The sequence below is a fragment of the Burkholderia sp. BCC1644 genome, from assembly GCF_902833225.1.
Classification (GTDB): Bacteria; Pseudomonadota; Gammaproteobacteria; order Burkholderiales; family Burkholderiaceae; genus Burkholderia.
Genome location: NZ_CADFEI010000031.1, coordinates 45963 through 67667, shown reverse-complemented (window position 1 = coordinate 67667; position 21705 = coordinate 45963). Strand labels below are relative to the sequence as shown.

Here is a 21705-nt window from a genome sequence, read left to right as displayed (position 1 = left end):
AGCTCCTTGCGGCCGTAGCCGACGTTCACGCACCACAGGCCGGCCATCCCGTCGATCACCTTGTTGCCTTCCGAATCCCACAGGTAGACGCCGTCGGCCTTCACGATCACGCGGCTGCCGGCGCGGTTCAGCGCGCCCATGTCCGAGAACGGGTGGATGTGGTGCGCGGCGTCGAGCGCGCGGTATTCGGCGGTCGAGTGCGGCGAGAGCGCTTCGTTTCGATCGGTCATGTTTCCTCCGTAAAACAGCGCCGCACGTTCAGACGTGCAGCAGCAGATGCCTGCGTTCCCACGAGCTGATCACGCGGAAGAACGCTTCGTATTCGGTTTCCTTCAACGCCAGGTAAGCCTTCACGAACTTGTCGCCCAGGATGCCGGCGAGCGGCTCGCATGCGGCCATCAGCGAGATGCCCTCTTCGAGGTTGCGCGGCAGCTGGTAAGGCAGGTCGTAACCGTCCGATGCGATCGGCTCGGTCGGGGCGAGCTGCTGCGTCATCCCGAGATAACCGGCGGCGAGCGTTGCCGCGAACACGAGGTACGGGTTGCAGTCGACGCCCGGAATCCGGTTCTCGATGCGGCGCGCGACAGGGCTCGACTGCGGGATGCGGAAACCGACCGTGCGGTTGTCGTAGCCCCACTGCACGTTGATCGGCGCAGCCATGAAACGCGACAACCGGCGGTACGAATTGATGTACGGCGCGAAGATCGGCATCAGCGCCGGCGTGTATCTCTGCAGCCCCGCGAGGTAGCTGTGGAACAGCGGCGACACCGAACCGTCCTCGTTTGCGAACAGGTTCCGCCCGGTGCGCATGTCCGCCAGGCTCTGGTGAATGTGCATCGCGGATCCCGGTTCGTTTTCCATCGGCTTGGCCATGAAGGTCGCGTACATGTTGTGACGCAGCGCGGCCTCGCGCACCGTGCGCTTGAACAGGAACACCTGGTCGGCCAACGGCAGCGCGTCGCCGTGCACGAAGTTGATCTCCATCTGCGCGGCACCGACTTCATGGATCAGCGTCTCGATATCGAGGCCCTGCATCTCGCAGTACTCGTAGATGTCCTCGAACAGCGGATCGAACTCGTTGACGGCCTCGATCGAATACGACTGGCGGCCGGTTTCCGCGCGCCCCGTGCGACCGATCGGCGGACGCAGCGGCAGGTCGGGATCGGCATTCATGTCGACGAGGTAGAACTCGAGCTCCGGCGCGACGACGGGTTTCCAGCCCTTTTCCTTGTACAGGTCGAGCACGCGGCGCAGCACGTAGCGCGGCGAGATCTCGACCGGCGAGCCGTCGAAATGCACGCAGTCGTGAATCACCTGCGCGGTCGGATCGACGGCCCACGGGATCAGGCAGATCGTCGACGGATCGGGCACGCACACCATGTCGGGATCGGTCACGCCGGTCAGCGTACCGTCCTCCGGATAGTCGCCGGTGACGGTCTGCACCATCACGGCCTGCGGCAACCGCATCGATTCGCCGGATTCGAACTTGTTGCGCGGAATGATCTTGCCGCGTGCGATGCCGGCCATGTCGGGGATGATCGCCTCGACCTCGGTGATGCGGTGCTGCCGCAGGAATTCGCTCAGTTCGGGTTGCATGATCGGCCTCGTTCAGTCGACGTCGGATGCGGCCGGCGACGCCATCGTGCCGCCGGCTGCATGAATGCGGTGCGTCATGCGCGCGCGGCACGCCGCGCCGAATGCCGCGAAGATGTCGCGCGACAGCGGCTGTTCCGCGTAGCGCCATTCGGGATGCCACTGCACGCCGAGCGCGAACGCACGCGCGCCGCGCACGCTGACGGCCTCGACGAGCCCGTCGGGCGCACTCGCCTCGACGGCGAGCCCCGCGCCGAGGCGGGCGATGCCCTGGTCGTGCAGCGAATTGACCGTCGCCTCGTGGGCGCCGCGCGCGATCCGCTGCAGCAGGCCGTCCGGCGCGAGTTGCACGGCGTGTGCAGGGCCGTACTGCCGTTCGAGCGGATCGGCCGGCCGTTCGCGATGATCGTCGAAGCCGTTCGTCGCGTGCAGCCGCTGATGCAGCGTGCCGCCGTATGCGACGTTCAGCTCCTGCATGCCGCGGCAGATCGCGAGCACGGGCACGCCCGCATCGATCGCCGCGCGGATCAGCGGCAGCGCGGTCGCATCGCGCGCAGGGTCGTGCAATGTGTCGGGCGCGCTCGCGGCACCGCCGTAATGATGCGGTTCGACGTTCGAGTAGCTGCCGGTAAACAGCAGCCCGTCGACCGCCGCGACGATGGCTTCGGCCGGCTGGCGCGCGCCGAGCGCGGGCAGCACGAACGCCAGCGCGTCGGCGCCGTCGACGAGCGCGGCCAGGTACTTCTCGCCGGCCGTGTGATTCGGATGCGCACCGCGCAGGATGCGGTCGGCGGTGACGGCTACGATCGGGCGCGCACGCATGGGCGTCCCTCCTTCTCCGGTAATCGCGCGCCACGCGTGTGCGCACGGGACGATGACGGCCTGCGGTTGCGCCGCACGCATGCGCAGCCACGCCGCACATGCGCATGCGCGATCCTGCCGCGCGGACGATGCGGCAAGCGGTGGTGCGGCCCGGGACGGATGCGGAAAAGGACGCTAGGGAAACAAGGATGCGCTGCCGTCGCACTGCACCGCGCTGAACACGTGCGCGGTCACGAGGTTGAAGCGGCGCAGGCCGCGATGGGAAATGGCGAAGAAACGAGGCTCGCGTAAAGGGGCGGCACGCGTGCCGCAATCAGCATGCCGGTTCGGCCCGGCCTGAGGCGGCGCGCCCGCCGACGGACTTCGCGTCCGGCGTATCGAAGGGCTGGCGGCTTTCACGATCGTACTCGACTGACTGAAGGATGCAGGACACGCGTCGCGATGAAGCGCATGCGGCAAAGCCGCGCGGCGACACGTCGGCAAGGTGTCTCGCAGCGGATTCCGGCGCGGTACGGGCATCGTCGATGCCCACGCCGCCGGTGCGCGCGTGACGACTTCCTGACATTCAGCTTATATCACCTAAAAATTGCGTCAAATTTTCAGGTGCCGATGACGACATCGGTCAGACGAAAAAAAACGGCATCGATCTCCGCGATCGATGCCGTGTTGTGCGTTGCGTCGGCGCGCACGCTACGTGCCGACGGGCCGCAACGCCCTGCTCCGCCGCGCTGCCGCATGTGTGCGGCCAGCGTTCAGCGATGCGCGAGCGCAGTCTCGACGAGCGTCTGCAGCAGCGGCGCAATCCGTGCCGCACGCGCTTCGTCGTATGCGTACGGACGCGTCTCTTCCATGTAGGTGATCTGCGACAGCTCGAGCTGCACGGCCTCGACACCCGTGTCGGGCACGCCGTAGTGACGCGTGATGTAGCCGCCCTTGAAGCGCCCGTTCGCGATGGCCGTATAACCGCCATGCGCGAGCACGCGCGCAGCCAGTGCCTCCGCGAGACCCGGCGTGGCCGTCACACCGCTCGACGTGCCGAAATTGAAGTCCGGCAGGCGGCCTTCGAAGAAGCGCGGCACATGCGAGCGGATCGAATGCGCTTCCCACACGAGCACGCGGCCGTGCTCGCGCTTCAGGCGTGCAATCTCGCCCTGCAGCGCGTCGTGATACGGCAGCCAGTAGCGGTCGCGGCGGCGCATGATCTCGTCGTTGCCGGGCAGCGCGTTCGCCGGATAGAGCGGCGCCTTGTCGAACGTATCGACCGGCACGAGCCCGGTGGTGTCCTGGCCCGGATACAGGTTCTCGTTGTCGGGCGGACGGTTCAGGTCGACGACGTAACGCGCGTGCGACGGCACGAGGATCGATGCGCCGAGATCGGCCGCGAAGCCGTACAGCCGCTCGAGATGCCAGTCGCAATCGTCGACGAACCGCGCGTCGGGCGTCATCGTCGCGGCGATGTCGTCGGGGATGTGCGTGCCTGCGTGCGGAATCGAGATCAGCAGCGGCAGCGTGCCCTGCTTCAGCGTGAATACAGCCGGTTGTTCAGTCATGTCGCATCACCGTAAGAGTCTGCCGGCGCACGCGCGCGGCGTGCGCCGGTTGCCGCGCGTCAGCGCAGCAGTTGCGCCAGCGCGGCGCGGTAGTCCGCATACGCAGCGGCTTCGTCGCGATGGCGGCGGCCGCTCACGACGCGCTCGCCGCCCGTGTAGACGTCGAGCACGGGTGTGTCGCCATGCTCGGCGAACACGATCCCCGACAGCCACGACGTGCTGTCGTGTTCGGCGATCGCCGGATGATCGCGATCGAGCACGAGCCAGTCGGCACGGCAGCCTTCGCGCAGTGCGCCGACGCGCCGCCCGCTCGCCTGTGCACCGCCCGCGAGCGCTGCGTCGAACAAACGATCGGCGACGTGCGCCTGCGACTCGCTCGCCAGCACGTTGCGCGCGCGATGCACGAGCCGCTGCCCGTATTCGAGCAGGCGCAGCTCCGAGCGCCAGTCGACCGATGCGTGGCTGTCCGAGCCGACGCCGATCACGCCGCCCTGCGCGAGATAGTCGACGGCCGGGAACACACCGTCGCCCAGGTTCGCTTCGGTCGTCAGGCACAGGCCGGCGACCGCACGACGCTTTGCGAGCGCGGCCGTTTCGGCCGCATCGACGTGCGTTGCGTGCACGAGGCACCAGCGCGCATCGACGTCGAAGCGGTCGAGCAGCCACTGGACGGGACGCGCGCCGTATGCGCGCACGCAGTCGTCGACCTCGGCCGTCTGCTCGGCGATATGGATGTGGACAGGCGCGTCGTCGGGCAGCCCGTCGATCAGCGTGCGCAAGCCGTTCTCCGACACCGCGCGCAGCGAGTGCGGCGCCACGCCATAGCGCAGCCCGCCGTGCTCGGGCGCCGCGCGACGCATCGTGTCGAGCAGTTCGAGCAGGCCGTCGGGCGTGTTGATGAAGCGGCGCTGGTCGTCGCGCGGCGGTTTGTTGCCGAAGCCGGCGAACTGGTACGACACGGGCAGCATCGTGATGCCGATGCCGGCCGAGCGTGCGGCATCGATCACGCGCGTGCCCAGCTCCGCGATCTGCGGATAGCGCGAGCCATCCTGTGCGTGATGCACGTAGTGGAATTCGCACACCGACGTGTAACCGCACTTGAGCATCTCGACATACAGCCAGCGCGCGATCGCCGCAAGCGCGTCGGGCGTGATCTTCAGCGCGAATCGGTACATCAGGTCGCGCCAGCTCCAGAAGCTGTCGGCGGGATTCGCGCGGTACTCGGTGAGCCCCGCCATCGCACGCTGGAACGCGTGCGAATGCAGGTTCGGCATGCCGGGCATCACCGGCCCGGCCGCACGCGCGACGCCTGCCAGCGCATCGGTATCGGGCGTCACGCCGGTCAGCGTGCCGGCCGCGTCCCAGCGCAGCAGCACGTTGCGGCGCCAGCCGTCGGGCAGGTATGCATGGTCCGCGAACAACATGGTGTCGGTCATTCTGATTCCTTGTCGAGCAGCCGGATCGCACGCGAACGTGCCCGGCCCCCTGCAAAACTATCCGTTCATCCGGCGAAACACGGTCGAGCCGCCGCGAACGACCTGCTCGCACAGCGGCCGGCCGATCCAGTACGCGAGCTCCGACAGCGAGCCGACCGACCATGCGGCGAAATCGGCCTGGCGGCCGACTTCGAGCGCGCCGTGGCGATCCGCGCGGCCGAGCGCCGCGGCTGCATGGCGCGTCACGCCCTGCAGCACTTCGGGCACCGTCATGCGGAACAGCGTGCAGCCCAGGTTCAAGGTCAGCAGCAGCGATTCGAGCGGCGACGTGCCGGGGTTGTGATCGGTCGCGAGCGCGATCGGCACGCCGTGCTTGCGCAGCAGCTCGATCGGCGGCAGTTGCGTTTCGCGGATGAAGTAATACGCGCCGGGCAGCAGGACGGCGACCGTGCCGGCCCCCTTCATCGCCTCGATGCCGGCTTCGTCCAGAAACTCGAGGTGGTCGGCGGACAGCGCGCGGTAACGCGCGGCGAGCGCCGTGCCGCCGGCGTTCGACAGTTGCTCCGCATGCAGCTTCACGGGCAACCCGCGCCGCGTCGCGGCCTCGAACACGCGTTCGGTCTGCGCGAGCGAGAAGCCGATGCGTTCGCAGAACACGTCGACCGCGTCGACGAGGCCTTCATCGGCCAGCGCCGGCAGCATCCGGTCGCACACTTCGTCGATGTACGCGTCGGCACGGCCTGCGTATTCGGGCGGCAGCGCATGCGCGCCGAGGAAGGTCGTGTAGACCGTGACCGGGAAGCGCTCGCCGAGCTGGCGCGCGACGCGCAGCATCTTGCGTTCGCTTGCGAGGTCGAGCCCGTAGCCCGACTTGATCTCGATCGCGGTCACGCCTTCGGCGAGCAGCGGCTGCAGGCGCGCGGCGGCCTGCACGAACAGCGTCGTCTCGTCGGCCGCACGCGTCGCGCGCACCGTCGAGACGATCCCGCCACCCTGCCGCGCGATTTCCTCGTAGCTGACGCCCGCGAGGCGCTGCGCGAATTCGTCCGCACGCGTGCCGCCGTACACGAGGTGCGTATGGCAATCGACGAGACCCGGCGTCACCCACGCGCCGTGCAGGTCTTCGCGCTGCCAGTGCGCATAACCGTGCGGCAGCGCGGACAACGCGCCGAGCCAGACGATCGTGCCGGTTTCGTCGACGGCGATCGCCGCGTCGTCGATTGTCTCGTCGGGATGGCCGTGCGGACACAGCCTCAGGTGATGCCAGACAGTCGGTTTCATGCGTTCAGTCTCGTTCGCCGATGGCGAGCGATACGGCGAGCAGCGCGCCGCTACCGCTCACGACGACGTCAAACGCACGCCGCGGCCCGTCGAGCCGCAACGTGTCCATTTCTTCCAATGCGTAGTGCGTGCCGTCGATGTCGACACCGACGGCGCCGGTCGCGCAAAACAGCAGCACGGTATCGGCGTGCTCGATGCGATGCATGCCTTCGAGCCATACGTCGAGCGCGCCGCGCGCGGCCGAGCGGCGCGTCATCAGGTTGAAGTCGCGCGTCGCACCGTCATGCAGCGTCGCGTCGATCGCCGCTTCGCCTGCGAAATCCGCACGGGCCAGCGGCGCGTCGAGCACGTGCTGCGCACCGCCCGCTTCGGCGAGCGTCATGCCCGCGCCGGACAGCAGCACGAGCGTGCGGTCGATCCCGTCGAAACGCGAGAACGGCCCGGCCGTGCCGACGTCCGCGACGCTCACGCGCCACGCGAATGAATCGAGCGCGGCGCCCGGCGGGAACGCACCGATCTCGCGCGTCACGCCGCCGCCGTTCTTCCACGGCGACGCGACGAGATCCGCTGCGCGGGTCATCGTCGCGTTCACCGGCGCCTGGTCGAGCGCCGTCATGCTCAGCGGCCGAGCATCGGCAGCTTCAGGCCGGCTTCGCGGGCCGTCTGCTGCGCGAGTTCGTAGCCGGCATCCGCATGGCGCATCACGCCCGTCGCCGGATCGTTCAGCAGCACGCGACCGAGACGCTCGTGCGCTTCAGCCGTACCGTCGGCGACGATCACGACGCCCGAGTGCTGCGAGAAGCCCATGCCGACACCGCCGCCATGGTGCAGCGACACCCACGATGCGCCGCCTGCCGTGTTCAGCAGTGCGTTCAGCAGCGGCCAGTCGCTCACGGCGTCCGAACCGTCCTTCATCGATTCCGTCTCGCGGTTCGGGCTCGCGACCGAACCCGTGTCGAGGTGGTCGCGGCCGATCACGATCGGCGCCTTCAGCTCGCCGTTCTTGACCATCTCGTTGAACGCCTGGCCGAGGCGATAGCGATCCTTCACGCCAACCCAGCAGATCCGTGCCGGCAGGCCCTGGAACGCGATGCGCTCACGTGCCATGTCGAGCCAGTTGTGCAGGTGCGGATCGTCGGGGATCAGCTCCTTCACCTTCTGGTCGGTCTTGTAGATGTCTTCCGGATCGCCCGACAGCGCAACCCAGCGGAACGGGCCCTTGCCTTCGCAGAACAGCGGACGGATGTACGCCGGCACGAAGCCCGGGAAGTCGAACGCGTTCTCGACGCCCATTTCCAGCGCCATCTGGCGGATGTTGTTGCCGTAGTCGAGCGTCGCTGCGCCGCGTTCCTGCAGATCCAGCATCGCCTGCACCTGGACGGCCATCGACTGCTTCGCGACCTTCACGATGCTCTGCGGATCGACCTTCTGCGCTTCGCGCCATTGTGCGACGGTCCAGCCTTGCGGCAGGTAGCCGTTGATCGGATCGTGCGCGCTCGTCTGGTCGGTCACGCAGTCCGGCGTGATGCCGCGCTTGACGAGTTCCGGGAACACGTCGGCCGCGTTGCCGAGCAGGCCGATCGACACCGGCTTGCCGTCGCGCTTCGCTTCCTCGATCATGCCGAGCGCTTCGTCGAGCGTCGTCGCCTTCTTGTCGACGTAACGCGTCTTCAGGCGGAAGTCGATACGCGTCTCGTCGCATTCGACCGCGATCATCGAGAAGCCGGCCATCGTTGCGGCCAGCGGCTGCGCGCCGCCCATGCCGCCGAGGCCGCCCGTCAGGATCCAGCGGCCCGACGGATCGCCGTTGAAGTGCTGGTTCGCGACCGAGAAGAACGTTTCATAGGTGCCCTGCACGATGCCCTGGCTGCCGATGTAGATCCAGCTGCCGGCCGTCATCTGGCCGTACATCATCAGGCCCTTGCGGTCGAGCTCGTGGAAGTGGTCCCAGTTCGCCCAGTGCGGCACGAGGTTCGAGTTCGCCAGCAGCACGCGCGGCGCATCCTTGTGCGTGCGGAACACACCGACCGGCTTGCCCGACTGGATCAGCAGCGTCTCGTTCTCCTCGAGATCCTTCAGCGACGCGAGGATCTGGTCGTAGCATTCCCAGTTGCGCGCCGCGCGGCCGATGCCGCCGTACACGACGAGCGCATGCGGATGCTCGGCGACTTCCGGGTCGAGGTTGTTCTGGATCATCCGGTAGGCCGCTTCGGCCAGCCAGGTCTTGCAGACTTTCTCGCTGCCGCGCGGCGCGCGGATCGTGCGCGTCGGATCGAGACGGGGATCGATGTGTTTCGGATGGTTCATGACGACTGCTCCCGAAGGAAAATGACTATCAAATAGGAATCAGAAATGCCCGGTGAAGCGATAACGGCTGCCGGGATGCCACAGATTCGCCACCGAGGCGACGACGCCCTGCGACCAGGTGCGCCGATGTAAAACCAGACACGGCTCGACGTCGTCCATCCGCAGCTGCTCGCGCCGCTCCGGCGCCGGGGCCGCCGCTTCGATCCGGTACTCGACGCGCTGCAGCGGGGCTGCGCGCATCAGGTACAGGTTCGGCGTCGTGTTCGTGAAATCCTGCTCGGCGTAATCCGGCGCGACCGCCGGATTCACCCACCGTTCTTCGAGCTGCACGGGCTCGTCGTTCTCGAAGTGCAGCACCTGCGAATGAAACAGCTTTGCGCGCACGGCCACCTGCATCTCGTCGGCGAGCGCCTCGTCGGCGCGGATCGTATCGAGACCGAGCACGCTGGCGTGATACGCGTGCCCACGCGCGCCGACTTCCTCGGAGATGCTGCGGATCGCCACCAGCGTCGACTCGTACTTCGGCCGCGCGACGTAGGTGCCCGCGCCCTTCATGCGCGTGAGCACCTGCTCGGCCGTCAACTCGCGCAGCGCGCGGTTGACGGTCATGCGCGCCACCTTGAATTCGCGCGCCAGCTCGTTCTCGGACGGCACCTGGTCGCCCTCTTCCCACTCACCGGCGTGGATGCGGCCCAGGATGAAATCCTTGATTTCCTGGTAGACCGGCGCGCTCATCGGCTTACTGTTCCGATGCGAACGAGAACGGTGCGACCTTCGCGAACGCACGCTCGCCGACGAGCTTCGCGATCACGGCGATGTCCGGTGCGAAGTAGTGGTCGAGTTCGTAGTGCGCAACCTTGCCGCGGATCGTTTCCATCACCGGCGCCAGCTTCGGGCTCGTGTGGTACGGCGCGCGCAGGTCGACGCCCTGTGCGGCAGCCAGCAGTTCGATCGCGAGGATGTGCTTCGTGTTGTCCGCGATGTCGGCGAGCTTGCGCGCGGCGAACGTCGCCATCGACACGTGGTCTTCCTGGTTCGCGGAAGTCGGCAGCGAGTCGACCGACGCCGGGTGTGCGAGCGTCTTGTTTTCCGATGCGAGTGCGGCAGCCGTCACGTGCGCGATCATGAAGCCCGAGTTCACGCCGCCGTCCCGCACGAGGAACGGGGGCAGGCCCGACAGCGTCGCGTCGATCAGCAGTGCGATGCGGCGTTCGGCCAGCGCGCCGATTTCCGCTGCGGCCAGCGCGAGGTTGTCGGCTGCGAACGCGACCGGCTCGGCGTGGAAGTTGCCGCCCGACAGCACTTCGCCGGTGTCCGGGAAGATCAGCGGGTTGTCCGACACGGCGTTCGCTTCGATCAGCAGCACGTCGGCGGCATGGCGCATCTGGTCCAGACACGCGCCCATCACCTGCGGCTGGCAGCGCAGGCTGTACGGGTCCTGCACCTTGTCGCAATCGCGGTGCGACTGGTTGATCGGCGAGCCTTCGAGCAGGTCGCGATACGACGCCGCCGCGTCGATCTGGCCTTGATGGCCGCGCAGTTCATGGATGCGGGCGTCGAACGGCTTCACCGAACCGGCTGCCGCGTCGACCGACAGCGCGCCGGCGACGAGCGCCGTGCGGTACAGGTCTTCGATCGAGAACATGTTGTCGAGCGCCAGCGCGGTCGATGCCTGCGTGCCGTTCAGCAGCGCGAGGCCTTCCTTCGCCTGCAGCGTCAGCGGCGCGAGGCCCGCGACGCGCAGACCGTCGATCGCGCTCGCACGCTCGCCGCGGATGAACACTTCGCCGACGCCGAGCAGCACGGCCGACATGTGCGCGAGCGGCGCGAGGTCGCCCGATGCGCCGACCGAGCCCTTCACCGGGATCAGCGGCAGCACGTCCGCGTTGAACAGCTTGATCAGCGCGTCCATCACTTCGCGGCGGATGCCCGAGTGGCCGCGGCCGAGGCTCGACAGCTTCAGCGCCATCAGCAGGCGCACCGACGAACGTGCCATCGGCTCGCCGACGCCGACCGCGTGCGACAGCACCAGGTTCTTCTGCAGCAGCTCGAGCTGGTCGTGCGGGATGTGCGTGCTGGCCAGGCGGCCGAAGCCCGTGTTGATGCCGTAGGCCGGCTCGCCCTTCGCGGCGATGTCGGCGACGGCTTTCGCGCCGGCGTCGATCTTCGCGAAGCTGGCCGGGTCGAGCGTCAGTTGCACGGATTCGCGTGCGATCTGGCGCAGTTGCGGGAGGGTCAGGTGGCCGGGGGTCAACGTAATCATGTGAGCAATCCTGTCTAGACAAGTTCGGAATGGATTGAAGTGTAGCCACGTCAACTTGTCTAGACAACCCGTTTTTCACTGATTTCGACTTGGGAGTTTCCCTGATGTCCGGCGCGGCCCGCCGGATCGGCCGGCGGGATCCAGCTCTTAACATATGTTGCAATAATTTTGTCTTTGGCAACATACGGATCGCCATTCGCCACCATTCGCCACGGAGACCCGCCATGCCCTTCCCGTCACGATTCGCCGCCCGGTTCGGCCGCCGCCTGCTCGTCGCCGCGTGCACGCTCGCGTGCGGCACCGCGCTCGCCGCCGAGCCGCTGTCCGGCACGCTCGACAAGATCCGGCAGAGCAACCTGATCTCGATCGGCCATCGCGAAACGTCGGTGCCGTTCTCCTATGTCGATGCAGGCGGCAAGGTGACCGGCTTCTCGCAGGACCTCTGCGACCGCGTGATCGCCGCGGTGAAGGCGCGCACCGGCAAGCCCGACCTCCAGGTGCGGTTCATCCCCGTCACGTCGCAGAACCGCATCCCGCTCGTGCAGAACGGCACCGTCGACCTCGAATGCGGCGTGACCACCAACCTCGCCGCGCGCCACGCGCAGGTCGCGTTCTCAACCACCTTCTTCGTCGCGACGACGAGGCTGCTCACGCGCACGACGTCGGGCATCCGCGACTTCCCCGACCTCGCCGGCAAGACGGTCGTGACCAACCAGGGCACGACGTCGGAACGCCTGCTGCGCAAGATGAACGAGGAAAAGAAGATGAACATGCAGATCATCAGCGCGAAGGACTATGGCGAAGGACGCCTCACGCTCGAATCGGGCCGCGCGGCCGCGTACATGATGGACGACGTGCTGCTCGCGGGCGTGCGCCAGCTTGCCGCGAAACCGGCCGACTGGCAGATCGTCGGCACGCCGCAGTCGTCGGAAGCCTACGGGTTCATGCTGCGCAAGGACGACCCGCAGTTCAAGGCGCTCGTCGACGGCGTGCTCGTGCAGTTGATGAAGCGCGGCGAGATCAATGCGCTGTACGACAAATGGTTCATGAAGCCGGTGCCGCCGAAGGGGCTGTCGTTCGACTTCCCGATGAGCGACGTGATCAAGGCGCGCTATGCGGCGCCGAACGATGCGCCGCTCGAGTGAGCGCCGCGTGTGGACGTGCGCTCACGCGCGCGTCCACGCAACGCACGCCGCATAGCCGGGCGCCGCGTCGAGCCACGCCGCGTCGAACGCCGCGACGCCGGCGGCAGGCGCGGCCGGCTCGACGATCGTCGTCCCGGGTGTCGCGGCATCGCGCGGCGGCACGACCGCGAACGCGCGCAGGCCGCCGACGATGCCCGTGCCGAGCGCCTTGAGCAACGCCTCCTTCGCGGACCACACGCGCATGAATTCGCTCGCGCGCACCGCGAGCGGCATGCCGTCGAGATACGCGACCTCGGCGGGTGCGCAGACTTCACGCGTCAGCGCGCGCCAGTCGGCTGCGCGGCTGCAGCCCTCGATATCGACGCCGACGCGCCCCGCCGGTGCCCACGCGATCAACGCATGATCGCCTGCGTGAGACACGTTGAAGTCGAGCGATACGCGATGCACGCGGTCCAGCGACGGCCGCTCCGATTCGTCGACGACGATCGCGACCGTGTGCGGCGCGATACCGAGCGCCGCGCCGAGCACGTCGCGCAACGCGGCGCGCGTCGCGGCGCTGCGCACCGCATCCTCGTGGCGCAGGAAGCGCGCGGCCCGCGCACGCTCGTCGTCGCCGAGCGCCGCATAGGCTGGCGACATCAGCGGCACGCGCCAGTCGAAATCGATCCGCACGACCCGCACGCCGGCACCGGACGCGGCAGCCGGCACGTCGAGCGCGTGCACGCGCCACGCACGGGGCGTTTCTGGCGGGGAAGCGGATTCGGACGGAATGGACATCGGCACGCGCAGCCTGTGCTGTGAGGGGAAACGTCCGATGTTAATCGATCGCACCGGCCAGCGACCGGCGCAGCGGGATCAGGAAGCGGATCGCGACAGCGCGACGCGTGGCGCGCGCCCCGTCACCCGTTCGCGACCACGCCCGCCACGCTGCTGGCCGTTACCGGCCCGCGCGACGCCGGATGAAGCGCATGCACCGCGCCCGGCGCATCGGCCGGCAGCACGCCGTGTTGCAGCCAGTACAGCGCGACGGGCCACAGCGTGTCGGTGAAGCGGCTGTGGAAAAACGCGAAATGCCCGATCGCGTCGACACCGATGTCGGCCGGCGCGATCCGCAGGTGCGTGACGTTGCTGCCCGTGTAGTAGCCGACCAGCCGCTCGATCGCGTCGACCGTGCCGAACGCGTCGTCGTCGATGCCGATCGCGAGCATCGGCGCAGACAGCCCTGCGAAGCGCGCGGGCAATGCCGCGCGGCTGACGTTACCGGCATCGAGCATGCCGCCGATGTAGCCGTCTTCGAAACGCGGCTGCGCGCGCGCCCACGACAGCGCGACCCCGCGCGGCGTGTCCTCCATCCAGCCGAGCCGCTTCGCGGGCACATAGCCGAACACGGCCGCGAGCGCGGGCATCGCGACATGCCACTTCCACCACATGCGGCGCCGCTCGGCCGGCAGGTAATCGCGCCAGTACGCATACTGCGCGCCGACGGTCACCGCATGCCGCACGTGCACGTTCGATGGTGCGAGCCCGAGCAGGCAGCCGCCGATGCTGTGCGCGACGACATCGAGCGGCTGGCCGGGAAACGCGTCGCGCGCATACTGCAACGCGGCTTCGCAATCGAGCCGCCCCCAGTCGAGCCAGTTTGCGTGCAGCTTCGCGAGGTGCGCGGGGCGCGAACCGCCGATGCCGCGATAGTCGTAGACGAGCACGTCGCGCCCCTGCGCGAACAGCCAGGCCGCGAAACGGAAGTAGTAGTCGCAGCGCACCGACGTCGCGCAATTGATGACCGTCACGGGCCGCACGGCGCCGCCGCCGCGATGGCGCCACACATGGCCACGCAATTCGTAACCGTCGGCCGCGCGCAGCGTCACGGGCTCCGGCGGCAATGCGCCCGCCGCGCGACCGCGCTGCGCTGCCCCGCTTCCTTCGTTCGAAATCGTCATCCTGTCTCCTGTCGGTCCGAGTTAGCGCTTTAGCGCTTACTCGGACCCCATGCTTCGCGGTCGGTCCGAGTTAGCGCTTTAGCGCTTACGCGGACCCCATGCTTCGCGGTCGGTCCGAGTTGGCGCTTTAGCGCTTACCCGGGCCCCATGCTTCGCGGTCGGCCCGAGTTGGCGCTTCAGCGCTTACCCGGACCCCATGCTTCGCGGTCGGTCCGCGCCCATCGCCAAGCCTCCATTGAACTTGACGCGTGCCGCGTTCTCAACCAATCTTGCTGCTCCGTTCGCATGAGTCACGCGCATGTCAACGCCTCTTGTCCGTCTTCCGTCGCTCGATCTCGTCCGCGGTTTCGTCGCGGTCGGCCGCCGCATGAGCATCACGCTCGCCGCACAGGATCTGTGCGTCACGCAGTCGGCGGTCAGCCGCCAGATCCATGCGCTCGAAGCGCACCTCGGCGTCGCGTTGCTGCAGCGCGGCTACCGGAAGATCGCGTTCACGCCGGAAGGCGAGCGGCTGTTCCGCGTCGCGGATGCGGCACTGCACGGCCTGCAGGACACCGTCGCGTCGCTCGCTGCCGCGCGCGAGCGCCAGCCCGTCACGATCACCGCGAGCATCGGCGTCACCGCGCTGTGGCTGTTGCCGCGGCTCGGCCGGTTGCAGGCACGCCTGCCCGCCATCGACCTGCGCGTCGCCGCGAACGACAAGGTACTCGATTTGCGCGCCGAAGGCATCGACCTGGGCATCCGCTATTGTCCGCGCGATCGCGCGCCGGCCGGCGCGCTGCGCCTGTTCGACGAGATCGTCGTCCCGGTCGCGCATCCCGCGCTCGCCACGCGGCCGGTCACGAGCGCGGCCGCGATCGCCGACCACGTGCTGCTCGAATTCGACGGGCCACCGCAACCGCAGCTCCAGTGGCACGCGCACCTGCATGCGGCCGGGCTCGGCGACGCGCGGCCGAAAGGCGTGCTGCGCTTCAACCAGTACGACCAGGTGATCCAGGCTGCGATCGCGGGCCAGGGCGTCGCGCTCGGCCGGCTCGCGCTCGTCGCGCCGATGCTCGCGGACGGTCGGCTCGCGGTGCTCGGGCCGCACACGCAGGCGCTGTCGGATACGTACGGCTACTGGCTGTTCCAGCACGATCCGGCCCCGCGCCGCGAAGTCGCCGATGTGCGCGACTGGATGCTCGCCGAAGCAGCCGAATGCGATGCGGCCATGCGCGCGCACGACACGACGTCGGCGGCGTAAGCCGGTGCAGGTTATCCGGCCGCACCCCGGCCGCGTGCGGCGCCTGCCGCTCCATCGCATTCCCCGCACGCATGCCAACCTGACCGAATGATCGCTTGAGCGGCACCGGGCGCGATCGTCTAATCGGATCGAGCGCGGCCGTTTCGCCGCGTACCTTCATCCGGAGACACGCATGACCCCGATCGAGCAGGAAGTCCGACGACGCTGGCTGCCCGTCCTGGCCGGCGGCCTGATCATGGGCGTCGCGCTCGGGATCCGCCATGTGCAGGGCCTGTTCCTCGCGCCCGTCTCGCTCGACCACGGCTGGTCGCGCGAAGCGTTCGGGCTCGCACTGGCGCTGCAGAACCTGATCTGGGGCGTCGCGCAGCCGTTCACGGGAATGATCGCCGACCGCTTCGGCTCGGTGCGCGTGATCGTCGCCGGGATGCTGCTGTATGCGGTCGGGCTCGTCACGATGGCGCAGGCAGCCACGACCGGCCTGTTCACCGTCGGCGCCGGGCTCGTGATCGGCATCGCGCTGTCGGGCTCGGCGTTCGCGTCGATCTACGGCGCGCTGAGCCGCCTGTTTCCGCCCGACCGGCGCGGCTGGGCGCTCGGCGTCGCGGGCGCGATCGGCGGGCTCGGCCAGTTCTGCATGGTGCCCGTCGCGCAGGAACTGATCGGCGGCATCGGCTGGCGGCTTGCGTTCATCGCGCTGGCGCTCGTCGCGGCGCTGCTCGCACCGCTCGCCGTGCTGCTGCGCGATCGCCCCGCGCAGGCGGTCGCCGCCGCCGGCCCCGACCAGTCGATCGGCGAAGCCGTGCGCGAGGCCTTCGCGCATCGCGGCTTCTGGCTGCTGAACGCGGGCTTCTTCGCGTGCGGCTTCCAGCTCGCGTTCATCGCGACCCACCTGCCCGCGTACCTGCTCGACCACGGGCTGCCGGCGCGCCACGCGAGCATCGCGCTCGCGCTGATCGCGCTGGCCAACGTGGCCGGCACCTATGCATGCGGCCACCTCGGCGGGCTGCTGCGGCGCAAGTACGTGCTGTCGGTGTTGTACCTCGTGCGTGCGCTCGCGATGACCGCATTCGTCGCCGTGCCGCTGTCGCCCGCGAGCGTGTACGTCTTCGCGGCCGTGATGGGGTTCACGTGGCTCGGCACGGTGCCGCTGACGAACGGCGTGATCTCGCAGGTGTTCGGCGTGCGCTACATCGCGACGCTGTTCGGCTTCGTGTTCTTCGGACACCAGCTCGGCAGCTTCTTCGGCGTCTGGCTCGGGGCGGTCGTCTACGACGCGACGCACTCGTACATGCCGCTGTGGATCGGCTCGATCGCGCTCGGCGTGCTCGCGGCGCTGCTGCATCTGCCGATCGACGACGCGCGCGTCGCGCGACCCGCATCGGGCAACACGGCATGGGCCTGATCCGCGCGGCGCTGACGGCCGGCATGCTCGCGTTCGTCACATGGTGCGGCGCGGCCTACTTCGATCCGGACATCGCGTATGCGCTGCTCGAACACGTCGCGTTCTGCAACTGACGCGGCAAATCGTGCCGCCAGGGTTGACCGTCAGCGGCGCTTCGGCAACGCGGCCAGCGCATCGAGCGCGCGGGCACGCGCGGCCGCATGCTCGACGAGCGGCTCCGGATAGTCGATGCCGAGCCGCACGCCGGCAGCCTCGCGTTCCAGCGGCGACGCTTCCCACGGCGCATGGATCGACGCGTTGTCGAGGCCCGCGAGTTCAGGCACCCAGCGCCGCACGTATGCGCCGTCCGGGTCGAACTTCTGCCCCTGCGCGACCGGATTGAAGATGCGGAAGTACGGCGCGGCATCGGCACCGCAGCCGGCCACCCACTGCCAGCTCGCCGCATTGTTCGCCGGGTCCGCATCGACCAGCGTGTCCCAGAACCACGCTTCGCCCGCGCGCCAGTCGAGCAGCAGATGCTTGATCAGGAACGATGCGACGACCATCCGCACGCGGTTGTGCATCCAGCCGGTCGCCCACAGCTCGCGCAGGCCCGCATCGACGAGCGGATAGCCGGTCAGCCCGCGCTGCCATGCGCGCAGCGCGGCGGGATCGTCACGCCACGGCATCGCATCGAACTGCGCGCGGAAGTTGTCGGTCGCGAGCGCCGGGAAGTGATACAGCAGCGTGTAGCTGAATTCGCGCCAGCCGAGCTCGCTCAGGAATTTGTCGGCGTCCGCGGCATACGCCGCGCCACCTGCATGCGCGGCGGCCTGCACCGCGTGCCATACCTGTCGCGGCGACACGTTGCCGAAGCGCAGGAACGGCGACAGCCGGCTCGTCGCGGGGCGGTCGGGATGGTCGCGCGCGTCCGCATAGCCAGCAAGCGCGGTCGTCAGGAATACGTCGAGTTGCGCGTGCGCGCCGGTTTCGTCAGGCGCGGGCCAAGCGTCGCGCAGGCCGCCTGCCCAGTCCGGCGCATGCGGCAGCAGCGCGAGCGCGTCGAGCGCCAGCGCACGGTCGCGCACGGCTTTGGGCCACGAATGAAACGCGATCCGCTCGGGTTCCGGCAGCGGCGCGGTGACAGTGCGATCGCGGCGCGCCGCCCGCCAGTACGCCGTGAACACCTGGTACGGCCCGCCGCTGCCCGTCAGCACCTCCCACGGCTCGTTCAGCAGGCTGCCGTTGCAGCTCTCGACCGTGACGCCGCGCGCCTTGAGCGACGCCTTCAGCGCCGCGTCGGCATCGCGCTGCGGCTGTGCATAGCGGCGGTTCCAGTACACGGCTTGCGCGCCCGTATCGTGCGCGACGCGCTCGATCTCGCGCTGCGCGTCGCCGCACAGCAGCAACAGGCGTCCGCCATGGCGCGCGAGTGCGGCATCGAGTCCGGCGAGCGAACCGTGCAGCCACCAGCGTGCCGCGCCGCCGAGCGGGCGCCCTGCGCCGTCGCCGGTGTCGTCGACGAATACACAGACGAGCGGCCGGCCCGACTCGACCGCGCGCGTCAGCGCGGGCTGGTCGGTCACGCGCAGATCGTCGCGGAACCAGACGATCGCGGGAGCAACGGACGACTTGGCGGGCACGGGCACCTCGATGACGAAAGCGGAGGAAGACGCGTATTGTCGCGGCTGCGCCGCGCGGTGTCGACGTTCGACGCGCCGACGGTCGCGGCAATCGCACCGCCTTGCCCGGTGAAACGCCTTAGTCCATTCCGACGATTCTCCGCCGCGTGCGCCGGCCTACGCTCGATGTCGGGTGCCCCGCGCTGCGCTGCGCGGCCCGACCTGCACCCGTCGCGCGCGCCGGCCGATACCGGCGCGACTCCTTCCGACCGCTGCGCCGCCTCAGGCCACCCGCGCGCGCAGCCTCATCCGATACGCCGCCATGACCAAACCCTCGAATCTCGTCACCTCGATCACCGTCGACATCGACGCACCGGCCTCCGTCGTGTGGGAAGTGCTGACCGACTTCCCGCGCTATGGCGAATGGAATACGTTTTGCGTCGGCTTCGAAACGACCGGCAAGCTCGGCGATTTCGTGCACATGCAGATTCGCATTCCGGGCACGGAGACCGTGATTCCCGTCAGCGAAATCCTCGTCGCCTGCGAGCCCGAGCGGCTGCTGTCGTGGGAGCAGCGCCCGACCGACGACAACAAGGACGCCGCGCGCCGCGACCAGTACATCGACGCGATCGGCGAGCAGCGCTGCCGCTATTTCACGACCGACCAGTTCCTCGGCGTCAACGCGGACACGATCATGCAGCAACACGGCGCCTGGGTGAAACAGGGATTCGACCAGTGCGCACGTGACGTGAAACAGCGCGCCGAAGCACTGCATGCGGCACGCAAGCGCAAAAGCGCGTGACCGGGAGCGGCCGATGCCCGATCTGCAAACGCTGTCAGACCACCACGACATCCGCGAGCTGGTCGTCGCGTATTCGAGCGCGATCGATGCGCGCGACTTCGACGCGCTCGACGCCGTGTTCACGCCCGACGCGGCGATCGACTACCGCGCGATGGGCGGCATTGCCGGCCGCTACCCGGACGTGAAGGCGTGGCTGCGCACCGTGCTGCCGCAGTTTCCGCAGTACCAGCACATGGTCGGCAACCTGTCGATCCGGCTTGATGGCGACACCGCGCGCGGCCGCACGATCTGCTTCAATCCGATGGAAGTGGTGCTGCCGGACGGCGGGACGCAGGTGATGTTTCTGGGGCTGTGGTACGTCGACCGGTTCGTCCGTACCGCGCGCGGCTGGCGCATCGCCGAACGCGTCGAGGAGCGTTGCTATGGCTACAACGTGCCGGCCGCGCTCGCGGGCGCGACCGGCTGAACCAGTCAGGACGCGCGCATCGTGCGATGGCCGCACGGTGCGCGCATGGCCGGCCGCTGCGTCAATCGAGCCGGAACGCCGCCTCGAAACGCTCGGCGAACGCGTCGAACTCGGCTTCCGGCAGATGGTTGATACCGCCCGCGCGCTTGCGCCCGCCGCCGGTCGCAAAGCCGCGGCAGAACTCGTCGGCGCCGAGCGGCCGGCCGTCGGGCACGCGCACACTGACGACGAGCCCGCCGTCCGCGCGCGGCGACAGCACCGCGAGCGCCGCATGCGGCGCATTGCGCATCCGTTCGTTCGCAAGCATGCCCGTCGCGCGTCGCGCCCATGGATGGTCCGGCATCCGGACCAGCGTCGCGCCCGGCACCTCGCGCAGCGGCGCGAGCGCGCACGCGCGCGCCATGTCGTCACGGTAACCGTCGCGCAGCGCGGCAAACACGTCGGTCCCGCGCACGAAATCGAGCGGCTCGGCGCAGGGCAGCATCGCGTCGGCGAGCGCCGCCGGATCGAAGTGCAGATCGCCGACGCACTCGCCGTACGCGTTGTAGTTCAGGTAGAGCCCGAGTTCGGCGAGCGTGCAGCGCTCGGCCTCGTCGATCCCGTGCTCGCGCGCGAGCGCGTCGCCGAGCGCCGGCAGCTCGTCGCCGAATGCTGCAGCGATCGCCCAGCGCACATGCCGGCCGCCGAGATGGCGGTTCACGATCACACTCGTGCAAACATCGGCCGCCGTATCGATATGCGCGTCGAAACGCGGATCGTCGGGCAGCTCGCCCGCGAAGTGATGGTCGAAATAGCGGACCGTCGCGCCGTCGCGCAGCAGCCGTGCACATGCGTCGCGGTTCTGGTCGTGCGACACGTCGAGCACGGTGACGATGTCGCCCGCGTGTGCGTCGATCCGCTCGAGCAGCTTGATGTCGCGCTTCACGCCGGTCACGAGCGTGCCGTGGACGCGCTCCGCGAGCCGCAGCTGCTGAAGCGCGCACAGGCCGTCGGCGTCGCCGTTGAACGCGAAAAAATGCCGCGCGTGTTGGTTGTCCTGCATGATCCGTTGCTCCATCGTCAAGGCATGAAATCGCCGCCGTTCGCGTCGAGCGTCGCGCCCGTCACCGCGTTCGCGTAGTCGGACGCGAGAAACAGCGCCGCGCGCGCGCAATCGTCGTCGGTCGGCAGCTTCGCGAGCGCAATATTAGACGCGATCGGCGCAATGATCTGCTCTTCCGTCATTCCGTATTCGGCGGCCGCCTGCCGGAAATACGTCTGCGTCGGCACGCCCCACATCCAGCCCATGTGGATGCTGTTCGCGCGAATGCCGTGCACGCCGAGCTCGCGTGCCAGGTATTTTGCCGCAACCGACAGCGCCCCCTTCGATACAGCGTAGCCGCCCTCCCCTGCAAACGGCTTGCGGGTCGCCTGCGTGTTGATCATCACGATCGCGCCGCGCTGCTGCCGCTTCATGTGCGGCACGACTTCCTGCGTCAGCGCCATCGTACCGAACACGTTGGTGTCGAACACCGCGCGCCAGCCGTCGAGGTCGGCTTCTTCCATCGGCTCCGGAAACGTGCCGTGCACGAACGCGCTGTTCACGAGCGCGTCGATCCGGCCGAAGCGCTCGACGGCCCGCGTCGCAAGCTGCCGGCATTGCGCGCGGTCGGTGATGTCGGTCTTCACTTTCAGCACGTCGCAATCGACGCCGAGCGCGCGGATCCGCGCTTGCGCGTCGTCGAGCTTTTCCATCGTGCGCGCGGCAACGACCACGCCGCGCGCGCCTTCGCGTGCGGCCTCGACCGCGAGCTTCACACCGAGCCCCGGCCCGATCCCGGAAATCACGACGATCTTGTCTTTCAGCAACATGGG

Annotated in this window: 20 protein-coding genes and 1 pseudogene; 6 read left to right on the top strand and 15 right to left on the bottom strand. The window is 68.6% G+C overall.

Annotated elements, in window-relative coordinates; genetic code table 11:
• The 10 genes and pseudogenes from HWX87_RS36220 to hutH form a co-directional block, all read right to left on the bottom strand.
• Positions 1 to 230 (bottom strand): annotated as a pseudogene (locus HWX87_RS36220) (aminotransferase class III-fold pyridoxal phosphate-dependent enzyme); the annotation flags it as partial.
• Between the two features lie 28 nt (positions 231 to 258).
• The gene (locus HWX87_RS36215) at positions 259 to 1596 is read right to left on the bottom strand and encodes a glutamine synthetase family protein (protein WP_176051617.1); all 1338 of its coding nucleotides are present in this window, start codon (positions 1594 to 1596) and stop codon (positions 259 to 261) included.
• A gap of 12 nt (positions 1597 to 1608) precedes the next feature.
• Positions 1609 to 2415 carry a gamma-glutamyl-gamma-aminobutyrate hydrolase family protein gene (locus tag HWX87_RS36210; RefSeq protein ID WP_176051616.1) on the bottom strand — a complete coding sequence of 269 codons (807 nt, stop codon included), beginning with the start codon at positions 2413 to 2415 and terminating at the stop codon, positions 1609 to 1611.
• 752 nt (positions 2416 to 3167) lie between these two features.
• Positions 3168 to 3965: an N-formylglutamate deformylase gene (hutG, locus tag HWX87_RS36205; RefSeq protein WP_176051615.1), complete on the bottom strand. Its 798-nt coding sequence runs from the start codon at positions 3963 to 3965 to the stop codon at positions 3168 to 3170.
• A 59-nt stretch (positions 3966 to 4024) separates the two neighbouring features.
• Entirely contained in the window at positions 4025 to 5401 is a 1377-nt protein-coding gene (locus tag HWX87_RS36200) for a formimidoylglutamate deiminase (protein ID WP_176051614.1), read from the bottom strand.
• Between the two features lie 57 nt (positions 5402 to 5458).
• Positions 5459 to 6682 (bottom strand): imidazolonepropionase, encoded by a 1224-nt coding sequence (hutI, locus tag HWX87_RS36195; RefSeq protein WP_176051613.1) that lies wholly within the window; start codon positions 6680 to 6682, stop codon positions 5459 to 5461.
• Positions 6683 to 6686: 4 nt separating this feature from the next.
• The gene (locus HWX87_RS36190) at positions 6687 to 7298 is read right to left on the bottom strand and encodes a HutD family protein (RefSeq protein ID WP_176051612.1); all 612 of its coding nucleotides are present in this window, start codon (positions 7296 to 7298) and stop codon (positions 6687 to 6689) included.
• 2 nt (positions 7299 to 7300) lie between these two features.
• Complete coding sequence (gene hutU, locus HWX87_RS36185; RefSeq protein ID WP_176051611.1) at positions 7301 to 8989, bottom strand: urocanate hydratase; 1689 nt, start codon at positions 8987 to 8989, stop codon at positions 7301 to 7303.
• Between the two features lie 39 nt (positions 8990 to 9028).
• Positions 9029 to 9724 (bottom strand): histidine utilization repressor, encoded by a 696-nt coding sequence (gene hutC, locus HWX87_RS36180; protein WP_047898531.1) that lies wholly within the window; start codon positions 9722 to 9724, stop codon positions 9029 to 9031.
• Positions 9725 to 9728: 4 nt separating this feature from the next.
• A complete protein-coding gene (gene hutH / locus HWX87_RS36175) occupies positions 9729 to 11252 on the bottom strand; it encodes a histidine ammonia-lyase (protein WP_176051610.1) in 1524 nt (507 codons plus the stop codon).
• 224 nt (positions 11253 to 11476) lie between these two features.
• Here hutH and HWX87_RS36170 point away from each other — a divergent pair, with 224 nt between their 5' ends.
• A complete protein-coding gene (locus HWX87_RS36170) occupies positions 11477 to 12397 on the top strand; it encodes a glutamate/aspartate ABC transporter substrate-binding protein (protein WP_176051609.1) in 921 nt (306 codons plus the stop codon).
• Positions 12398 to 12418: 21 nt separating this feature from the next.
• Here HWX87_RS36170 and HWX87_RS36165 read toward each other — a convergent pair whose 3' ends face one another.
• A complete protein-coding gene (locus HWX87_RS36165) occupies positions 12419 to 13174 on the bottom strand; it encodes a 4'-phosphopantetheinyl transferase superfamily protein (RefSeq protein ID WP_176051608.1) in 756 nt (251 codons plus the stop codon).
• A 122-nt stretch (positions 13175 to 13296) separates the two neighbouring features.
• Positions 13297 to 14337, bottom strand: coding sequence for an alpha/beta fold hydrolase (locus HWX87_RS36160; protein WP_176051607.1), 1041 nt, complete (start codon positions 14335 to 14337; stop codon positions 13297 to 13299).
• A gap of 298 nt (positions 14338 to 14635) precedes the next feature.
• Between HWX87_RS36160 and HWX87_RS36155 the strand changes: the two genes are divergently transcribed.
• From HWX87_RS36155 to HWX87_RS38285, 3 genes are all read left to right on the top strand, one after another.
• Positions 14636 to 15580 (top strand): LysR substrate-binding domain-containing protein, encoded by a 945-nt coding sequence (locus tag HWX87_RS36155; protein WP_176051606.1) that lies wholly within the window; start codon positions 14636 to 14638, stop codon positions 15578 to 15580.
• A gap of 172 nt (positions 15581 to 15752) precedes the next feature.
• Positions 15753 to 16982 carry an MFS transporter gene (locus HWX87_RS36150; RefSeq protein WP_176051605.1) on the top strand — a complete coding sequence of 410 codons (1230 nt, stop codon included), beginning with the start codon at positions 15753 to 15755 and terminating at the stop codon, positions 16980 to 16982.
• Positions 16973 to 17095 (top strand): hypothetical protein, encoded by a 123-nt coding sequence (locus HWX87_RS38285; protein WP_279612995.1) that lies wholly within the window; start codon positions 16973 to 16975, stop codon positions 17093 to 17095. Before HWX87_RS36150 ends, HWX87_RS38285 begins: the two co-directional genes overlap by 10 nt.
• A 30-nt stretch (positions 17096 to 17125) precedes the next feature.
• Here HWX87_RS38285 and HWX87_RS36145 read toward each other — a convergent pair whose 3' ends face one another.
• Positions 17126 to 18604, bottom strand: coding sequence for a deoxyribodipyrimidine photo-lyase (locus HWX87_RS36145; RefSeq protein WP_176051604.1), 1479 nt, complete (start codon positions 18602 to 18604; stop codon positions 17126 to 17128).
• 301 nt (positions 18605 to 18905) lie between these two features.
• Here HWX87_RS36145 and HWX87_RS36140 point away from each other — a divergent pair, with 301 nt between their 5' ends.
• Complete coding sequence (locus tag HWX87_RS36140) at positions 18906 to 19385, top strand: SRPBCC domain-containing protein (protein WP_176051603.1); 480 nt, start codon at positions 18906 to 18908, stop codon at positions 19383 to 19385.
• 13 nt (positions 19386 to 19398) lie between these two features.
• Positions 19399 to 19851, top strand: coding sequence for a nuclear transport factor 2 family protein (locus HWX87_RS36135; RefSeq protein WP_176051602.1), 453 nt, complete (start codon positions 19399 to 19401; stop codon positions 19849 to 19851).
• Between the two features lie 61 nt (positions 19852 to 19912).
• Here HWX87_RS36135 and HWX87_RS36130 read toward each other — a convergent pair whose 3' ends face one another.
• A complete protein-coding gene (locus HWX87_RS36130) occupies positions 19913 to 20893 on the bottom strand; it encodes an acetyltransferase (RefSeq protein WP_176051601.1) in 981 nt (326 codons plus the stop codon).
• Between the two features lie 17 nt (positions 20894 to 20910).
• Positions 20911 to 21702, bottom strand: a complete 792-nt coding sequence (locus tag HWX87_RS36125; protein ID WP_176051600.1) for an SDR family oxidoreductase — start codon at positions 21700 to 21702, stop codon at positions 20911 to 20913.
• Positions 21703 to 21705: the final 3 nt, after the last annotated feature.

Excerpts from the sequence above, each read along its gene's own strand:
- HWX87_RS36215 (WP_176051617.1), bottom strand. The coding sequence starts at position 1,596 with ATGCAACCCGAACTGAGCGAATTCCTGCGGCAGCACCGCATCACCGAG.
- HWX87_RS36210 (WP_176051616.1), bottom strand. The coding sequence starts at position 2,415 with ATGCGTGCGCGCCCGATCGTAGCCGTCACCGCCGACCGCATCCTGCGC.
- hutG (WP_176051615.1), bottom strand. The coding sequence starts at position 3,965 with ATGACTGAACAACCGGCTGTATTCACGCTGAAGCAGGGCACGCTGCCG.
- HWX87_RS36200 (WP_176051614.1), bottom strand. The coding sequence starts at position 5,401 with ATGACCGACACCATGTTGTTCGCGGACCATGCATACCTGCCCGACGGC.
- hutI (WP_176051613.1), bottom strand. The coding sequence starts at position 6,682 with ATGAAACCGACTGTCTGGCATCACCTGAGGCTGTGTCCGCACGGCCAT.
- HWX87_RS36190 (WP_176051612.1), bottom strand. The coding sequence starts at position 7,298 with ATGACGGCGCTCGACCAGGCGCCGGTGAACGCGACGATGACCCGCGCA.
- hutU (WP_176051611.1), bottom strand. The coding sequence starts at position 8,989 with ATGAACCATCCGAAACACATCGATCCCCGTCTCGATCCGACGCGCACG.
- hutC (WP_047898531.1), bottom strand. The coding sequence starts at position 9,724 with ATGAGCGCGCCGGTCTACCAGGAAATCAAGGATTTCATCCTGGGCCGC.
- hutH (WP_176051610.1), bottom strand. The coding sequence starts at position 11,252 with ATGATTACGTTGACCCCCGGCCACCTGACCCTCCCGCAACTGCGCCAG.
- HWX87_RS36170 (WP_176051609.1), top strand. The coding sequence starts at position 11,477 with ATGCCCTTCCCGTCACGATTCGCCGCCCGGTTCGGCCGCCGCCTGCTC.
- HWX87_RS36165 (WP_176051608.1), bottom strand. The coding sequence starts at position 13,174 with ATGTCCATTCCGTCCGAATCCGCTTCCCCGCCAGAAACGCCCCGTGCG.
- HWX87_RS36160 (WP_176051607.1), bottom strand. The coding sequence starts at position 14,337 with ATGACGATTTCGAACGAAGGAAGCGGGGCAGCGCAGCGCGGTCGCGCG.
- HWX87_RS36155 (WP_176051606.1), top strand. The coding sequence starts at position 14,636 with ATGTCAACGCCTCTTGTCCGTCTTCCGTCGCTCGATCTCGTCCGCGGT.
- HWX87_RS36150 (WP_176051605.1), top strand. The coding sequence starts at position 15,753 with ATGACCCCGATCGAGCAGGAAGTCCGACGACGCTGGCTGCCCGTCCTG.
- HWX87_RS38285 (WP_279612995.1), top strand. The coding sequence starts at position 16,973 with ATGGGCCTGATCCGCGCGGCGCTGACGGCCGGCATGCTCGCGTTCGTC.
- HWX87_RS36140 (WP_176051603.1), top strand. The coding sequence starts at position 18,906 with ATGACCAAACCCTCGAATCTCGTCACCTCGATCACCGTCGACATCGAC.
- HWX87_RS36135 (WP_176051602.1), top strand. The coding sequence starts at position 19,399 with ATGCCCGATCTGCAAACGCTGTCAGACCACCACGACATCCGCGAGCTG.
- HWX87_RS36130 (WP_176051601.1), bottom strand. The coding sequence starts at position 20,893 with ATGCAGGACAACCAACACGCGCGGCATTTTTTCGCGTTCAACGGCGAC.
- HWX87_RS36125 (WP_176051600.1), bottom strand. The coding sequence starts at position 21,702 with ATGTTGCTGAAAGACAAGATCGTCGTGATTTCCGGGATCGGGCCGGGG.